Here is a 16,433-nt window from a genome sequence, read left to right on the forward strand (position 1 = left end):
GTGTCGGCCGATGAATTCTCGAACAGCGAAGGCGGGACGGCGATGACCGGCAGCGCGCAGAACGTCCGGGGCGCCGTCGCGTCCCCGCCGCCGGGGCCGTGGCCCGGGATCATCGAGGCCTACCGGGACCGGATGCCGGTCAAGCCGGACTGGACGGTGGTCACCCTCGGCGAGGGCGGGACCCCGCTGCTGCCGGCGCCGCGGCTGTCCGAGCGGACCGGCTGCCAGGTCTTCCTCAAGGTCGACGGCGCCAACCCGACCGGGTCCTTCAAGGACCGCGGCATGACGATGGCCGTCACCGCCGCGCTGGCCGACGGCAAGCAGAGCGTGCTCTGCGCCTCGACCGGGAACACCTCGGCGTCGGCCGCGGCGTACGCCACCCGGGCCGGGATGACCTGCGCGGTGCTCGTGCCGCGCGGCCGGATCGCGCTCGGCAAGATGGCCCAGGCCGTCGCGCACGGCGCCCGGATCCTGCAGATCGACGGCAACTTCGACGACTGCCTGGAGCTGGCGCGCAAGACCACCGCCGACTACCCGGCGATCGCGCTGGTCAACTCGGTGAACCCGACCCGGATCGCCGGGCAGGCCTCGGCGGCCTACGAGATCTGCGACCAGCTCGGCCGCGCGCCCGACATCCACTGCCTGCCGGTCGGCAACGCCGGCAACATCACCGCGTACTGGCAGGGCTACCGCGGCTACCAGGCCGACGGGCTGATCTCCGGCCTGCCGCGGATGTTCGGGTTCCAGGCCGCGGGCGCCGCGCCGCTGGTGCACGGGGCCCCGGTCAGCGCACCGGAGACGATCGCGACCGCGATCCGGATCGGCGCGCCGGCCTCCTGGAAGGGCGCCACCACCGCCCGCGACGAGTCGGACGGGCGCTTCGCCGCCGTCACCGACGACGAGATCCTCGCCGCCTACCGGCTGCTCTCCGCCGAGGAGGCGGTGTTCGTCGAGCCGGCCTCGGCCGCGTCGGTGGCCGGGCTGCTGCAGTCCTCGTCGGACGGTCTGCTGCCGCGGGACTCGCTCGTGGTGTGCACCGTCACCGGCCACGGCCTCAAGGACCCGGACAGCGCGCTGCTCACCGCGCCCGACCCCGAGGTCGTCCCGATCGACCCGGGTGCGGTCGCCGCGGCCCTCGAGCTCGGCTGATGGGCCGGCCGACACGCGTCCGGGTCCGGGTCCCGGGGTCGACGGCGAACCTCGGCCCCGGTTTCGACTGCCTGGGCCTCGCCCTCGGGGTGTACGACGAGATCGAGGTCGAGACGTTCGACACGCCCGGGGTGTTCGTCGACGTCGCCGGGGAGGGCGCCCGGCACGTGCCGCGGGACGAGCGGCACCTCGTCATGCGCGCCCTGCGGCAGGGCTTCGAGCGGTTCGGCGAGTCGCCGGCGGGCCTGCGGCTGCGCTGCACCAACGCGATCCCGCACTCCCGTGGCCTCGGCAGCTCGGCCGCCGCCGCGGTGGCCGGCGCCGCCGCCGCGACGGTGCTCGCCGGGCGCGACCCGGAGCTGGAGCGCGACGCCGTGCTGCAGCTCGCGGCCGGGATGGAGGGGCACGCGGACAACGCCGCGGCGAGTCTCATGGGCGGGTTCGTGCTCGCCTGGTCGTCGTCCGAGCCCTCGCCCGGGCCCGAGGAGGCCTACCGCGCCGAGCGGCTCGACGTGCACCCGGACGTCCACCCGGTCGTCTGCGTGGCGGGCACCGAGTCGTCCACCAAGACCACCCGCGGGCTGCTGCCCGAGCGGGTGCCGCTGACCGACGCCGCCTTCACCGGCAGCCGCTGCGCGCTCGCCGTGCTCGCGATGACCCGGCGGCCCGACCTGCTGCTCGCCGCCACCGAGGACCGGCTGCATCAGCCCTACCGGCGGCCGGCCTACCCGTCGTCGGCCGAGCTGGTCGAGCGGCTGCGCGCGCGGGGCGTGCCGGCCGCGATCTCCGGGGCCGGTCCGACCGTGCTGGCGCTGACCTCCGGCGGCGCGCTGCCGGACGATGTGGACACGTTCGCCGACGCCGAGGGTTTTGCGGTGCAGCCGCTGCCCGTCGACACCGAGGGCGTGCGCGTCGAGATCTGCTGAGGACGGCACGTCGCCGGCCCGAAGTCCCAGGTAGGGATACGTGCGGGAATGCGGGGCACCGGACCGGTGTCGAACGGGCCCGGGCCGTCGGCACGGACATCATCATCTGCCGGGCCGCAGCGATCTCCACCGGGACGTGACCAACGCGACGACATGCTGCGGACGCGCCGGGGTGGGGGTTGTTGCCGCCCGCGGGCGTTCCGTCTAGTGTCGCCCCTGCATGGCGATCCACGCGACATCGGCGTAGTCTTGCGGCCGGGCCCGCTCGCCCGATCTCCTTTCTGACTGGACTCGGAATCCCGAACGGGCGGCCTGACTCCCGCGACGTCGTTGTGGGGGCTCCATCTGTGAATGCTGCCGGTAGCGGGTTCTCCGCTCCGGCTGAGCGTGTGACATCCCCTGACCTGGACAGGACAACCGGGTCGGTCAGGAAGGAACTTCGTGAGCGAGACCGATCTCGCCGGTACCGGGACCGCGCCGACCGAGGCGGCGCCGCGCCGTCGCGGCGGCCTGTCCGGCATGGTGCTGGCCGAACTGCGTCAGCTGGCCACCGAACTGAACGTCCCGGACATCTCCGGGATGCGCAAAGGTGACCTGATCGCAGCCATCAAGGAGCGACAGGGCGGGGCGGCCGCGCCGGCCCGCAGGTCGAAGCCGGCCCCGCGTGCCGCCTCCCCGGGCACCGAGGGCTCCGACGGCGCGTCGACGCCGCAGCTCGCCCTGGGCGACACCACCTCCGCCGGCGACGGGGCGGCCGCGACCAACGGCGCCGCCGCGTCCGGCGCGAACGGGGCCGCTCCGGCCGCGTCCGAGCAGGCCGAGGCCCCCGCGCCGCGCACCCGCCGCCGCCGGGCCGCGACCCGCCCCGCGGGCGCCCCCGAGAGCGCCGGCGCCCCCGCCGACGACGCCGCGAGCGCCCCCGCTGCGAGCGCCCCGGCCGCGGACGCCGCGCCGGCCGCCCCCGCCGAGGCCCCCGCGGTCCCCGACGAGAAGCCCGCCCGGGCCGACCGTGCGGAGCGCACCGAGGACGGGCAGGACGGCGCCGGCCGTCGCGGCCGCACCCGCCGCCGCAACCAGGGCGACGAGGACGGCTCCCCCAAGGACTCGGGCCCCAAGGACCCGAGCGCCAAGGACTCGGCCAAGGACGCGGGCCCCAAGGACTCGGGCCTGAAGGACGCCGGCCAGAAGGACGCGGGTCAGCGGGACTCCCAGCGCGACGCAGGGCAGTCCGACGCCGACTCCGACGGCGGTGGCGACCGCCGGCGCAACCGCGGCGACGACCGCGGTGGTGACAACGGGCGCGGCGGGCGCAACCGCGGCGGCAACGACGACGGTGGCGGCCGGAACAACCGCAACGCCCGCAACGACCGCAACGACCGCGGCCAGAGCGACCGGAACCAGAACGACCGGAACCAGAACGACGACGACTCCGACGACGACGGGGACGGCCGCGGCCGCCGCGGGCGCCGGTTCCGGGACCGTCGCCGGGGCCGGGACCGCGACACCCGCGGCGGCGGTGCCGGCGGCAACGTCGACACCGAGATCCGCGACGACGACGTCCTGCTGCCGGTCGCCGGCATCGTCGACATCCTGGACAACTACGCGTTCGTGCGGACCACCGGCTACCTGTCCGGCCCGACCGACGTCTACGTCTCGATGTCGATGGTGCGCAAGAACGGCCTGCGCCGCGGTGACGCGATCACCGGTGCGGTCCGCCAGCCCCGCGACGGCGAGCAGCAGCGGCAGAAGTTCAACCCGCTGGTGCGGGTGGACACCATCAACGGCCGGGACCCCGAGACCGCACGTCAGCGGCCGGAGTTCACCAAGATGACGCCGCTGTACCCGAACGAGCGGCTCCGTCTGGAGACCGAGCCGAACGTCCTGACCACCCGGGTCATCGACCTGGTCATGCCGGTCGGCAAGGGGCAGCGCGCGCTGATCGTGTCGCCGCCCAAGGCCGGTAAGACCATGGTCATGCAGGCGATCGCGAACGCGATCACCACGAACAACCCCGAGTGCCACCTGATGGTCGTCCTCGTCGACGAGCGTCCGGAGGAGGTCACCGACATGCAGCGGTCGGTGAAGGGGGAGGTCATCGCCTCCACCTTCGACCGCCCGCCGTCGGACCACACCACGGTCGCCGAGCTCTCGATCGAGCGCGCGAAGCGCCTGGTGGAGATGGGGCACGACGTCGTCGTCCTGCTGGACAGCCTCACCCGCCTCGGCCGGGCCTACAACCTGGCCGCGCCGGCGTCCGGACGCATCCTGTCCGGTGGTGTCGACTCGACCGCGCTGTACCCGCCGAAGCGCTTCCTCGGCGCGGCGCGGAACATCGAGGACGGCGGCTCGCTGACGATCTTCGCGACCTCGCTGGTCGAGACCGGGTCCACGATGGACACGGTGATCTTCGAGGAGTTCAAGGGCACCGGTAACGCGGAGCTCCGGCTGGACCGCAAGATCGCCGACAAGCGGATCTTCCCGGCGATCGACGTGGGTGACAGCAGCACCCGTAAGGAAGAGCTGCTGATGTCGCCGGACGAGCACGCGGTGATGGTCAAGCTCCGCCGGGTGCTCGCCGCGCTGGACGACCAGCAGGCCATCGACCTGGTGCTCGACCGGCTGAAGAAGACCAAGACCAACATCGAGTTCCTGATGCAGGTCGCGAAGAACGCGCCCGGCAAGGACGACGACTAGGCAGCTCAGGCGCCCGGCCCCGGTGGGAATCCCACCGGGGCCCGGGTGGTTGAATAGCACGTCAGCTTCTGCGCTCCGGTTCACCCGCCCACCAGCGGGACCCGGCGGCCATCGAGAGGAGAGCGCCATGCGCGAGGGAATCCACCCTCAGTACGTCGACACCCAGGTCACCTGTGGTTGCGGCAACCAGTTCACCACCCGCAGCACCAAGTCGAACGGTGCCATCACCGTCGAGGTCTGCTCCGCCTGCCACCCGTTCTACACCGGCAAGCAGAAGATCCTGGACTCCGGCGGCCGCGTGGCCCGCTTCGAGGCCCGCTACGGCAAGCGCCCGGCCCGCGCCGGCAAGTAGCCACCGACACGGCGCCCGTCCCCTCACCCGCGGTGAGGAGGCGGGCGCCGTCTCGCGTTTCGGAGAGCTTCGGAAAGGATCCCGCGCCATGGTCAGCCCCACCCGGTCGGTGGACGCCCTGCTCGACGAGTACGCCGAGCTCGAGCAGCGCCTCGCCGACCCGGACGTGCTCGGCGACCAGGCGCAGGCCCGCAAGCTGGGCCGGCGCTACGCCCAGCTCGGTCCGACGGTGGCCTGCGCGCGGGAGCTGGCACAGGTCCGTGACGACCGGGACGCCGCCCGTGAGCTCGCGTCCGAGGACCGGGCGTTCGCGGCCGAGGCCGACATGCTCGACGGCCGCCTCGTCGAGCTGGAGACCCGGCTGGCCGAGCTGCTGGTGCCGCGCGACCCGCACGACGCCGACGACGTCCTCATGGAGGTCAAGTCCGGCGAGGGCGGGGAGGAGTCCGCGCTGTTCGCCGGCGACCTCGTCCGGATGTACAGCCGCTACGCCGAGTCCCGCGGCTGGAAGGTCGAGGTCCTCGGCGCCACCCCGTCGGACCTGGGCGGCTACAAGGACGCCACGCTCTCGATCCGCGGCCGCGACCCGGCCGAGGGCGTCTGGGCGTCGCTGAAGTTCGAGGGCGGCGTGCACCGCGTGCAGCGGGTGCCGGTCACCGAGTCGCAGGGCCGCATCCACACCTCCGCGGCGGGCGTGCTGGTGTTCCCGGACGCCGACGAGACCCCGGACGTCGAGATCGCCGACTCCGACGTCCGCGTCGACGTGTACCGCGCTTCCGGGCACGGCGGGCAGAGCGTCAACACCACCGACTCCGCGGTGCGGCTCACCCACCTGCCCACCGGCATCGTCGTGACCTGCCAGAACGAGCGCTCGCAGCTGCAGAACAAGGCGCGGGCGATGGACGTGCTCCGCGCCCGGCTGCAGGCGAAGGCCGAGGCCGAGGCGGCCGAGGCGGCGTCGGCGCAGCGCCGCTCGCAGGTCCGCACGGTGGACCGCTCGGAGCGGATCCGTACCTACAACTTCCCGGAGAGCCGGATCTCGGACCACCGCATCGGGTTCAAGGCCTACAACCTGCCCTCGGTGCTCGACGGGAACCTCGCCGACGTGGTCGGGGCGCTGGTCGCGGCCGAGCGGGCGGACGTCATGGCCGGGGCGTCGGCCGGGGAGTCCGGGGCCGGCGAGTGACCCGGGGCGACCGGTGAGCCGGGTTCCGCTGCGGGTCGCGATCGCGGAGGCCGAGCGGACCCTGGCCGCGTCCGGGGTGGACTCCCCGCGGGTGGACGCCGAGCTGCTCGCCGCGCACGTCCTCGGCGCCACGCGCATGCGGTTGCCGATGATCCCGCTGGTCGATGCCGGCGTCGCGCGCGACCTGCAGGCGCTGGCCGAGCGCCGGGCGACCCGGCAACCGTTGCAGCACATCCTCGGCACCGCCGTCCTCGGCCCGGTCGAGGTGGCGGTCGGGCCGGGGGTGTTCACCCCGCGCCCGGAGACCGAGCTGCTGCTCGAGTGGGGCCTGGCGGCGCTGCGCGACGTCGCCGAGCCGCGGGTGCTGGACCTGTGCACGGGATCCGGGGCGCTGGCGCTGGCGTTCGCCGCATCCCGGCCGGACGCCGAGGTGCACGCGCTGGAGGCCGATCCGTCGGCGCTGGTGTGGGCGCGCAAGAACCTCGACGCGCACGCCGCGGCGGGCGGGCGGCCGGTGACCCTGCACGTGGCCGACGTCCGCTGGACGGACCTGCTGGTCGAGCTCGAGGCGCGGGTGGACCTGGTGGTCAGCAACCCGCCCTACGTCCCGGACGGCACGCCCGTCGCACCCGAGGTCGCACGGTTCGACCCGCCGGGCGCGGTGTTCGGCGGCCCGGACGGGACCGAGATCATCCAGGCCGTGGTGCGCGGCGCGACCGGCTGGCTGCGGCACGGCGGGTCGCTGGCGATCGAGCACGACGACACGCACGGCGAGACCGTCCCGGCGCTGCTGCGCCGCCGCCGGACCCTCGCCGAGGTCACCGAGCACCACGACCTCGCGGGCCGCCCCCGCTTCGTGACCGCCACCCGGAGGGCGCTGGCGCGCTCGTGAGTGGTTATCGCGGTCAGGACCGCGATAACCACTCACGAGCCGCAGGCATATCCTGCCCGTCGTGAGCGCACCGAGGTCGGCCGAGACCCAGCCGCTGTTCGACTGCAGCGACCCGGACGCGCGGCTGCGCGGCCTGACGGCCGCAGCCCGCGCCGTCCGGGCCGGCGAGCTGGTCGTCCTGCCCACCGACACCGTGTACGGCATCGGGTGTGACGCGTTCAGCGGCACCTCGGTGCGCAGCCTGCTGGCGGCCAAGCGACGCGGCCCGGACATGCCGGTCGGCGTGCTCGTCGGCTCCTGGACGACGATCGACGGCCTCGTCACGAACGTCCCGCAGTCGGCCCGCGCGCTGATCGAGGCGTTCTGGCCCGGTGAGGTCTCGCTGGTGCTCGAGCACGCGCCGTCGCTCGCCTGGGACCTCGGCAGCACCCGCGGCACGGTGATGCTGCGGATGCCGCTGCACCCGGTGGCCCTGGAGCTGCTCCGGGAGGTCGGCCCGATGGCGGTCTCCAGCGCCAACACCTCGGGGAACCCGCCGGCGTCGACGGTCACCGAGGCGATCACCCAGCTCGCCGGCAGCGCCGCGGTCTACCTGGACGGCGGCCCGTCCGGGGACCCGGTGGCCAGCACGATCGTGGACCTGACCGGCACCCGGCCCCGGCTGCTCCGGGAGGGCGGGGTGAGCGGCGACCAGGTCGCCGAGGTCGTCGGCCAGGAGATCGACCGCGTGTGATCGTGCCCGCAGCCAGGGGCGACGGGTGCGGGTAGCGTGTCCCGGCGTGAGTGAACAGACCTTCTGGGGCCCGGACTTCACCGCACTGCAACAGCAGGACCCCGAGATCGCGGGCGTCGTGCTGGACGAGCTGGACCGCCTGCGCGGCGGTCTCCAGCTCATCGCGAGCGAGAACCTGACCAGCCCGGCGGTGCTGGCCGCGCTGGGTTCGACGCTGTCGAACAAGTACGCCGAGGGATACCCCGGCCGCCGGTACTACGGCGGCTGCGGCGTCGTCGACGTGGCCGAGAACATCGGCAACGCCCGCGCGAAGGAGCTCTTCGGCGCCGAGCACGCCAACCTGCAGCCGCACTCCGGGGCGAGCGCGAACCTGGCCGCCTACGCGGCGTTCGCCAAGCCCGGCGACACCGTGCTGGCGATGGACCTCAAGCAGGGTGGGCACCTCACCCACGGCAGCAAGGTCAACTTCTCCGGCCTCTGGTTCCACGCGGTGTCCTACACCGTTCGCGAGGACACCGAGGTCATCGACTACGACCAGGTCCGTGACCTGGCCAGGGAGCACCGACCGAAGATCATCATCGCCGGGGCGACGGCGTACCCGCGCCTGATCGACTTCAAGGCGTTCCGGGAGATCGCCGACGAGGTCGGCGCCGCGCTGATGGTCGACGCCGCGCACTTCATCGGCCTGGTCGCCGGGCAGGCGATCCCGTCGCCGGTGCCCTACGCCGACGTCGTCACCGCCACCACGCACAAGGTCCTGCGCGGTCCGCGCGGCGGCATGGTCCTCTGCCGGGCCGAGCACGCCAAGGCGATCGACAAGGCGGTGTTCCCGTTCTCCCAGGGCGGCCCGCTGATGCACGCGGTCGCGGCGAAGGCCGTCGCGATGCGCGAGGCCGCGCAGCCCGAGTACCAGGCCTACGCCCGCCAGGTCATCGCGAACGCCCAGGCGCTGGCCAAGAGCCTGGAGGCGGAGGGGATGCGTGCCGTGTCCGGCGGCACCGACACCCACCTCGCGCTGCTGGACCTGCGGCCGATCGGTGTCACCGGCGGCGACGCCGAGACCCGCTGCGACCGGGCCGGGATCACCCTGAACAAGAACGCGATCCCGTACGACCCGGCCCCGCCGATGAAGCCGTCCGGGATCCGGGTCGGCTCGCCGAGCGTCACCACGCAGGGGATGACCGAGTCCGACATGGCCGAGGTCGGCACGCTGCTGGCCCGCGCGGTCAAGGCCGAGCACGACACCGACGCCGGTGATCGGGAGCTCGCCGCCGTCGCCGATGCGGTCACCGCACTCGTCGGCCGTGCACCGGCCTACCCTCGGGGATGACACGGGTGCCCTCACCCGGCAGCTGCCGGGCGAGGGCCACCCCCGAGTGAGAGGGCTGCGGGCGTGCCGGTCGACCAGCTGAGCTACGGGCTTCCCATCCGGGAGCTCGTCCTCGTCGGCCTGGTGTCCGCGGTGACCACGCTCCTGCTGACCGGCCCGGTCCGGATGCTGGCGCTCAAGGCCGGGGCGGTCGCCTGGCCGCGCGGTCGCGACGTGCACGTCACCCCGACCCCGCGCTGGGGCGGGCTGGCGATGTTCGGCGGCGTGCTGGTGGGGCTGCTGCTCTCCCTCCAGCTCCCGGCGCTGCGGCTGGCCTTCTTCGAGAACAGCATCGAGGTCCTCGGGATCGTGGTCGCGGCCGCGCTGATCCTCGGGGTCGGGATGCTCGACGACCGCTTCGACCTGGATGCGATCACCAAGTTCGCCGCGCAGGTGACGGCCGGTGGGCTGCTGGTGCTCTACGGCGTGCAGTGGGTGGCGATCTGGATCCCGCTGGGCGGTGGCGGAACCGGTATCTCCGGGTCCTACCTGCTGCTCGGCCAGGGGCAGGCGGTCCTGCTGACCGTGCTGCTGACCGTCGGTCTGGTCAACGCGATGAACTTCGTCGACGGCCTGGACGGCCTCGCCGCGGGAATCGGTCTGATCACCACGCTGGCCACCGCGGTGTTCTGCATCGGGCTGATCAGGGACAACGGGAACGACCCGGCCGCGTTCGTCCCGGCCCTGATCGCCGTGGTGCTCGCCGGGGCGTGCCTCGGCTTCCTGCCGCACAACTTCAACCCGGCCCGGATCTTCATGGGCGACACCGGATCGATGCTGGTCGGGGTGATGCTGGCGGCGGCGATCACCAGCGCCTCCGGGAAGCTCTCGTTCAGTGACGAGACCTCGGGTACCGACATCCTCGCCCTCGTCGCGCCGCTGATCGTGCTGATCGGCATCGTGGCGATCCCGGCGCTCGACCTGCTGCTGGCCGTCGTGCGCCGCACCCGGGCCGGGACCAGCCCGTTCAGTCCGGACAAGATGCACCTGCACCACCGGCTCCTGCAGGTCGGGCACAGCCACCGCCGGGCCGTGCTGCTGGTCTACCTCTGGGTCGCGGTGGTCGCGTTCGGTGCGGTCGCGCTCGCGCTGGTGCCGGAGACCGGGCTCGTGCTCACCGCGACGGGCGTCGCGCTGGTGATCGCGCTCGTCGCGTCGGCGGTGCCGCACCGGGCGCGGGCCCGCGCCGCAGCGCAGGCACCGGCCGTCCCGGAGGACCTCCCGGACGGGGTCCGGCCGGCCGGCGACCCGCCGGAGCCCGGACCCGGTGGGACGGCCGCCCGGACGGACGGGCCGGGCCCGCCGCCGCGGGCGGACCCGGCCGCTGCGCCCTCCCGGAACGGGGCCGACGGCTCGACGGCCCGGGCCCGCTTTCCCGGACCGGCCGGTCGGGCAGCGACGTCCCCTGCGCCGGCCCACCGGGATCCGGGCGAGCCCGGTGCCGCTCCGGCCCCGGCGCCGACGCGCCGGGCGAGCGGTCGTCCGGTGATGGGTGGAGCCCGGACCAGCGGCTGGGCACCGGTGGACGCGACCGGCACGGGCCCCCTCCCGACGGTCGGTGGGCCGGGCACGCCACCCCGTCCGGGTGCGGCACCGCGCCCGCGCGACCCGGCGGGCGCCGGGTCGGGAGCAGCGGCCCGCCGATCGGCCCCGCAGGAGGCCCGCCCCGGCCCGGTGTACCGGGGGGAACCGGCGTCCGGCCGAGGGGTCCGCGTCGACGGCCGGGCGGACGATCCCGCGGGCCCGGCGACACCGCCCGAGCACACCGACCAGCCGACCGTCCCGACACCGGCGTACCGGCCGCCGCGGCCCGGCGCGGACGACCACCGGCCCGGCTAGCGCCGACCCGTTCCCGGCGGATACCCCCGACTTCACACCCCTTCGCCCTCTTCACACCCGTCGCAGCAGGTGCGACGTGATGCGACGGGGTGTGAAGCCGAGCGGGGCACCCGGTCGGCGGCGCGGGGGTGGCTCGGGAGTGCGGTTACCGTGGTGGCGACCAGGTGCAGGACGACGAGGAGCGACCGCCCGATGTGGGGATCAGCGAACGACCAGGGCATCGCGGTCGGTCAGGAGCAGGCGATGCGCCGGCTGTCGGCGTCGATGGCGCGCAACGTGCTGCTGGCCGCACTGGGGGCGGGGATCGTCTGCGTGGTCGGCGCCGGTGTGACGGCGGGGACTCCGGGCCTCGCCGGCGCGGGTATCGGGGCCGTCGTGGCGACCGTGTTCGGCCTGCTCACCCCGATGCTGGTGCGCCTCACCGCGACCGCGGAACCGTACGTTGTGATGCTGGCCTCATTCACCAGCATGCTCACCAAGAGCCTCATCCTCTTCGGGGTCCTGTTCACCCTGGGGAGTGCCGCCGGGATCGACCGTTCCTCACTCGTGGTGACCGTGCTGCTCGGCCTGATCGTGACCACGGCGGGGGAGTCGTGGGCGTCCTACCGGCTCCGGGTGCTGGTCGGGGAGCTGCCGCCGTCGTCGCGGGCGTGACCTGCGGATCGTCGTCCGATTTGTCGTCCCGTGCCTGGTTCCTTCGGCCCTGTGGAGGCGGTCCGGAGGCGGAGTGACAGGGGCCTGCCGATGTGATCCACGCCCCCCGCAGACGGTGTTAACGCCGGATTTCCCGACCGTTCCCGTGACCTTGTCCAAGATCGTTTCTCCGCAGGAACCACCTGGTGAGCTGCGCGGTAGGCCCCGACAGCGTGTAGAAGTACGGCTGATAGCATCCTCATCCGTAGGCGATGTGGGTGACTTCCGGCATCTCAGTCCGGGCACCGGGGTGCATCGCCCCAGAGGCACCTTGCAGGCGATCCCCCGTTCCGCGTGGCCGCGGAGCGGGAGCACCGGAAGGACCCCCATTGGGCGAGCTAGTACTGGCGGCCGAGGAGTTCAGCCCGCCGGGCCCCAGCGTCTTCAACTACCCGCCCATCTTCGCGGGTGTCACGAAGCCGATGGTGCTCATCGTGTTGTCCGCGATCTTCATCGCGGCCTACTTCACGATGGCGACCCGCCGGATGACGCTGGTGCCGGGCCGGGCGCAGTTCGCCCTCGAGTCGTTCTACAACGTGGCACGCAACGGCATGGCCCGCGACCAGATCGGTGAGAAGGACTTCCGTCCCTTCATCCCGCTCATCCTGGGTCTGTTCAGCTTCGTGCTGGTCAACAACTACTTCGGGATCATCCCGTTCTTCCAGATCCCGACGATGTCGAAGATCAGCTTCCCGATCGCGCTGGCGCTGGTCGTCTACGTCTTCTACCACTACGCGGGCTTCAAGAAGCACGGGTTCGCCGGGTACCTCAAGCACGCGACCCTGCCGGGTGGCGTCCCCTGGGCGATGGCTCCGCTGATCATCATCATCGAGATCATGCAGAAGTTCGTCGTGCAGCCGGCCTCGCTGGCGCTGCGACTCTTCGCGGCGATGTTCGCCGGCCACCTGATGCTGGTGCTCGTCGCGGTCGGCGGCGAGTTCCTGCTGCTGGTCCTGGGCGGCATCTACATCGCCCCCGGCCTGCTGGTGGTCGTCGCCGGTATCGCCTTCACGTTCCTGGAGGCCCTGGTCATGACGATCCAGGCCTACATCTTCGCGCTGCTCGCCTCGGTGTTCATCGGCGCCGCGGTCGCCGAGGAGCACTAGCACCTCCCCGAATCACCGGCCACGGCCGGTACCCACCGAACGACCCGCACCTGAGCGGACCCGACGGAAGGAAACCCGAAGTGAGTGCAACGCAGCAGGTTCTGGCCCAGGCCGCGGACAACAACGCGGGCCTCGCGGCCATCGGCTACGGCCTGAGCGCCATCGGCGCCGGCGTCGGCGTCGGCCTGATCTGGTCGGCCGTCGTCAACGGCACCGCCCGTCAGCCGGAGGCCCGTGGCCAGCTCATGGGCATCGGCTGGGCCACCTTCGTCCTCGCGGAGCTGGTCATGCTGATCGGTCTGGTCGTCTTCTTCATCGCCTCGGCCGGCTGACCATCTCCCATCCCGGCCCGCTCCCGGCGGCGCGGGACACATCCCGGAAGGACACATGGTGGAACAGATGATCCTCGCCGCCGAGGAACCCTCACCGATCGCCGTCTACCCGGCTGAGCTGGTCATCGGCCTGATCGCGTTCGGCTTCCTCCTCTTCGCGCTCTGGAAGTTCGCGGTGCCGGCCTTCGAGAAGCTCTACGAGGAGCGCACCGACGCCATCGAGGGCGGGCTCAAGCGCGCCCAGGAGGCGCAGGAGCAAGCGGACCGGCTCAAGAAGGACTACGAGGACCAGCTGGCCGGCCTGCGGGCCGAGGCCGCGCGCATCCGTGACGACGCGCGCGCCGAGGGCCAGCAGATCAAGGCCGAGCTGCGGGCCGAGGCCGAGGCGGAGGCCGCCCGGATCAAGGCCCGTGGCGAGGAGCAGATCGCCGCGGCGCGCAGCTCCGCCGAGCGGGAGCTGCGCAACGAGGTCGGCGGCCTGTCGGTCCAGCTGGCCGAGCGGCTGCTGCGCGAGCAGCTCGCCGACGACTCCCGGCGCTCCGCGACGATCGACTCGTTCCTGGGTGAGCTCGACGGCCTGCAGAGCGCCCAGCGGAGCGGGGCGAACTGATGGCAGCCGTCCTGCACTCCGCGAGCCGGGAGGCGCTGGCCGCGCTGACCGAGCGGGTGGACGCCTACGCCGACGGTGCCTCGGCCCGGGAGCTGACCGCCACCGCGGACGAGCTGTTCGCCGTCGCCCGGTTCCTGGACGGCGAGCGCCGGATCCAGCGGATGCTGGCCGACCCGGCGTCGCCGGAGCAGGCCCGCGCCGACCTGGTGAACCGGCTGTTCGGCACGCAGCTCTCGCAGCCGACCGTGGACCTGGTCACCGAGCTGGTGCGCAAGCGCTGGTCGAAGACCCGGGACCTGGTCACCGCGGCCGAGTCGGTGGCGCGGCGGGCGACGTTCGCCCTCGCCGACAAGAACGGCTCGCTCGACGAGGTCGAGGACCAGCTGTTCCGGTTCGGTCGCATCCTGGCGCGGGAGCCGCAGCTGAACGGCCTGCTGGCCGACACCACCCGCCCGGTCGACGGCCGCATCCGGCTCCTGGACGGCGTGCTCGGTGACCGGGTCTTCCCGGTGACCGCCACGCTGCTGCGCGAGGCGGTCCGGCTGCCCCGCGGCCGGCACCTGGAGGTCGTCGCCGAGGAGCTCGCCGAGCTCGCGGCGGCCCGCCGGGACCGCTCGGTGGCGAAGGTGCGCACGCCCGTCGCGCTGACTCCGCAGCAGGAGTCGACGCTCGCGGGCACCCTCGGCCGGATCTACGGCCGCACGATCTCCCTGCAGGTCGAGCTCGACCCGAACCTCCTCGGAGGACTGGTCGTGCAGGTCGGCGGCGAGGTCATCGACGGCTCCGTGGCGGGCAGGCTCGCCGCCGCGCGCCGGTCCCTGCCCAGCTGACCAGCTCGGAGTCGTGCGCCGGTGGCGCCACGATCCCGCCAGCCCCGTTCGAGAGAAGGAACGACGCAGCCATGACAGAGCTGACGATCTCCTCCGAGGAGATCCGGAGTGCGATCTCCAGCTACGTCTCGTCGCTGGAGAACGACACGACCCGTGACGAGGTCGGGGTCGTGTCCGACACCGGAGACGGCATCGCCCACGTCGAGGGCCTGCCCTCGGCCATGACCAACGAGCTGCTCGAGTTCGAGGGCGGCGTCCGCGGCGTCGCGCTGAACCTGGAGCAGAACGAGATCGGCGCGGTCGTCCTGGGCGACTACACCGGCCTCGAGGAGGGCCAGAAGGTCCGCCGGACCGGCGAGGTCCTCTCGGTGCCGGTCGGCGAGGGCTACCTGGGCCGGGTCGTGGACCCGCTGGGCAACGCGATCGACGGCCTCGGCGACATCGAGACCGACGCGCGGCGCGTGCTGGAGCTCCAGGCCGCGGGCGTGATGGACCGCTCGGAGGTCCGTGAGCCGCTGCAGACCGGCATCAAGGCGATCGACGCCATGACGCCGATCGGGCGCGGCCAGCGCCAGCTGGTGATCGGTGACCGCAAGACCGGCAAGACCGCGGTCTGCGTGGACACGATCATCAACCAGAAGGAGAACTGGGACTCCGGCGACCCGACGAAGCAGGTCCGCTGCATCTACGTCGCCGTCGGCCAGAAGGGCTCCACGATCGCCGGTGTCCGGCAGTCCCTCGAGGACGCCGGCGCGCTGGAGTACACGACGATCGTCGCCGCCCCGGCGTCCGACCCGGCCGGCTTCAAGTGGCTCGCGCCGTACACCGGCTCGGCCATCGGCCAGCACTGGATGTACCAGGGCAAGCACGTCCTGATCGTGTTCGACGACCTGTCCAAGCAGGCCGAGGCCTACCGCGCCATCTCGCTGCTGCTGCGCCGCCCGCCGGGCCGTGAGGCCTACCCGGGCGACGTGTTCTACCTGCACTCGCGGCTGCTGGAGCGTTGCGCGAAGCTCTCGAAGGAGCTCGGCTCCGGCTCGATGACCGGTCTGCCGATCATCGAGACCAAGGCGAACGACGTGTCGGCCTACATCCCGACCAACGTCATCTCGATCACCGACGGCCAGGTCTTCCTGGAGTCCGACCTGTTCAACCAGGGCGTCCGGCCGGCGATCAACGTCGGTATCTCGGTCTCCCGGGTCGGCGGCTCGGCGCAGATCAAGGCGATGAAGTCGGTCTCCGGCTCGCTGCGCCTGGACCTGTCGCAGTACCGCGAGCTCGAGGCGTTCGCCGCCTTCGGCTCCGACCTCGACGCCGCGTCGGCCGCCACGCTGGGCCGTGGCGAGCGCCTGGTCGAGCTGCTCAAGCAGGGTCAGTACGCGCCGGTCTCGGTGCAGGACCAGGTCGTCTCGATCTGGCTGGGCACCTCCGGCAAGCTCGACTCGGTGCCGGTCGCCGACGTCCAGCGCTTCGAGGCCGAGTTCCGCGAGTACTCCCGCCGCAAGGCCTCGGGCCCGCTGAACGAGATCGTCGACACCGGGAAGCTCTCGGACGACGCGATCGAGACGCTGACCACCGCGGTCGACGACTTCAAGCGCAACGAGTTCACCGCCTCCGACGGTTCCTCCGTCGTCCCGAAGGAGAAGCCCGCCGAGGCTCTCGACGAGGACGACGTCGAGCAGGAGACCGTCACGGTCAAGAAGAGCTGAGGGGCGATACCCA

15 protein-coding genes are annotated in these 16,433 nt (G+C 72.9%); all 15 read left to right on the forward strand.

What is annotated here, in order from left to right; genetic code table 11:
- Positions 1–42: 42 nt before the first annotated feature.
- Positions 43–1,149, forward strand: a complete 1,107-nt coding sequence (gene thrC, locus WIS52_RS10205; RefSeq protein ID WP_349297889.1) for a threonine synthase — start codon at positions 43–45, stop codon at positions 1,147–1,149.
- Positions 1,149–2,075: a homoserine kinase gene (gene thrB, locus WIS52_RS10210; RefSeq protein WP_349297890.1), complete on the forward strand. Its 927-nt coding sequence runs from the start codon at positions 1,149–1,151 to the stop codon at positions 2,073–2,075. The genes thrC and thrB overlap by 1 nt, the downstream gene beginning before the upstream one ends.
- 519 nt (positions 2,076–2,594) lie before the next feature.
- Complete coding sequence (gene rho / locus WIS52_RS10215) at positions 2,595–4,769, forward strand: transcription termination factor Rho (RefSeq protein WP_349297962.1); 2,175 nt, start codon at positions 2,595–2,597, stop codon at positions 4,767–4,769.
- A gap of 127 nt (positions 4,770–4,896) precedes the next feature.
- Positions 4,897–5,121 carry a 50S ribosomal protein L31 gene (gene rpmE, locus WIS52_RS10220; RefSeq protein WP_349297891.1) on the forward strand — a complete coding sequence of 75 codons (225 nt, stop codon included), beginning with the start codon at positions 4,897–4,899 and terminating at the stop codon, positions 5,119–5,121.
- Positions 5,122–5,209: 88 nt separating this feature from the next.
- The gene (gene prfA, locus WIS52_RS10225; protein WP_349297892.1) at positions 5,210–6,307 is read left to right on the forward strand and encodes a peptide chain release factor 1; all 1,098 of its coding nucleotides are present in this window, start codon (positions 5,210–5,212) and stop codon (positions 6,305–6,307) included.
- 13 nt (positions 6,308–6,320) lie between these two features.
- On the forward strand, positions 6,321–7,199 hold the full coding sequence (prmC, locus tag WIS52_RS10230) for a peptide chain release factor N(5)-glutamine methyltransferase (protein ID WP_349297893.1): 879 nt from the start codon (positions 6,321–6,323) through the stop codon (positions 7,197–7,199).
- A 61-nt stretch (positions 7,200–7,260) separates the two neighbouring features.
- Positions 7,261–7,932, forward strand: coding sequence for an L-threonylcarbamoyladenylate synthase (locus WIS52_RS10235; RefSeq protein ID WP_349297894.1), 672 nt, complete (start codon positions 7,261–7,263; stop codon positions 7,930–7,932).
- 46 nt (positions 7,933–7,978) lie between these two features.
- The gene (locus WIS52_RS10240; RefSeq protein ID WP_349297895.1) at positions 7,979–9,262 is read left to right on the forward strand and encodes a serine hydroxymethyltransferase; all 1,284 of its coding nucleotides are present in this window, start codon (positions 7,979–7,981) and stop codon (positions 9,260–9,262) included.
- A 63-nt stretch (positions 9,263–9,325) separates the two neighbouring features.
- The gene (locus tag WIS52_RS10245) at positions 9,326–11,140 is read left to right on the forward strand and encodes a glycosyltransferase family 4 protein (protein ID WP_349297896.1); all 1,815 of its coding nucleotides are present in this window, start codon (positions 9,326–9,328) and stop codon (positions 11,138–11,140) included.
- Between the two features lie 192 nt (positions 11,141–11,332).
- Positions 11,333–11,794 carry a hypothetical protein gene (locus WIS52_RS10250; RefSeq protein ID WP_349297897.1) on the forward strand — a complete coding sequence of 154 codons (462 nt, stop codon included), beginning with the start codon at positions 11,333–11,335 and terminating at the stop codon, positions 11,792–11,794.
- A 368-nt stretch (positions 11,795–12,162) separates the two neighbouring features.
- A complete protein-coding gene (atpB, locus tag WIS52_RS10255; protein WP_349297898.1) occupies positions 12,163–12,939 on the forward strand; it encodes a F0F1 ATP synthase subunit A in 777 nt (258 codons plus the stop codon).
- 80 nt (positions 12,940–13,019) lie between these two features.
- On the forward strand, positions 13,020–13,271 hold the full coding sequence (locus WIS52_RS10260) for an ATP synthase F0 subunit C (protein WP_349297899.1): 252 nt from the start codon (positions 13,020–13,022) through the stop codon (positions 13,269–13,271).
- A 55-nt stretch (positions 13,272–13,326) separates the two neighbouring features.
- Positions 13,327–13,881: a F0F1 ATP synthase subunit B gene (locus WIS52_RS10265; protein ID WP_349297900.1), complete on the forward strand. Its 555-nt coding sequence runs from the start codon at positions 13,327–13,329 to the stop codon at positions 13,879–13,881.
- Positions 13,881–14,711 carry a F0F1 ATP synthase subunit delta gene (locus WIS52_RS10270; RefSeq protein WP_349297901.1) on the forward strand — a complete coding sequence of 277 codons (831 nt, stop codon included), beginning with the start codon at positions 13,881–13,883 and terminating at the stop codon, positions 14,709–14,711. Before WIS52_RS10265 ends, WIS52_RS10270 begins: the two co-directional genes overlap by 1 nt.
- Before the next feature lie 71 nt (positions 14,712–14,782).
- Positions 14,783–16,420, forward strand: a complete 1,638-nt coding sequence (gene atpA / locus WIS52_RS10275) for a F0F1 ATP synthase subunit alpha (protein ID WP_349297902.1) — start codon at positions 14,783–14,785, stop codon at positions 16,418–16,420.
- The last annotated feature ends 13 nt before the right edge of the window (positions 16,421–16,433 follow it).

Source organism: Pseudonocardia nematodicida, assembly GCF_040105385.1.
GTDB lineage: Bacteria > Actinomycetota > Actinomycetes > Mycobacteriales > Pseudonocardiaceae > Pseudonocardia > Pseudonocardia nematodicida.

Coding starts and splice junctions, on each gene's coding strand:
- thrC (WP_349297889.1), top strand. CDS start 43: ATGACCGGCAGCGCGCAGAACGTCCGGGGCGCCGTCGCGTCCCCGCCG.
- thrB (WP_349297890.1), top strand. CDS start 1,149: ATGGGCCGGCCGACACGCGTCCGGGTCCGGGTCCCGGGGTCGACGGCG.
- rho (WP_349297962.1), top strand. CDS start 2,595: ATGGTGCTGGCCGAACTGCGTCAGCTGGCCACCGAACTGAACGTCCCG.
- rpmE (WP_349297891.1), top strand. CDS start 4,897: ATGCGCGAGGGAATCCACCCTCAGTACGTCGACACCCAGGTCACCTGT.
- prfA (WP_349297892.1), top strand. CDS start 5,210: ATGGTCAGCCCCACCCGGTCGGTGGACGCCCTGCTCGACGAGTACGCC.
- WIS52_RS10250 (WP_349297897.1), top strand. CDS start 11,333: ATGTGGGGATCAGCGAACGACCAGGGCATCGCGGTCGGTCAGGAGCAG.
- WIS52_RS10265 (WP_349297900.1), top strand. CDS start 13,327: ATGGTGGAACAGATGATCCTCGCCGCCGAGGAACCCTCACCGATCGCC.
- WIS52_RS10270 (WP_349297901.1), top strand. CDS start 13,881: ATGGCAGCCGTCCTGCACTCCGCGAGCCGGGAGGCGCTGGCCGCGCTG.
- atpA (WP_349297902.1), top strand. CDS start 14,783: ATGACAGAGCTGACGATCTCCTCCGAGGAGATCCGGAGTGCGATCTCC.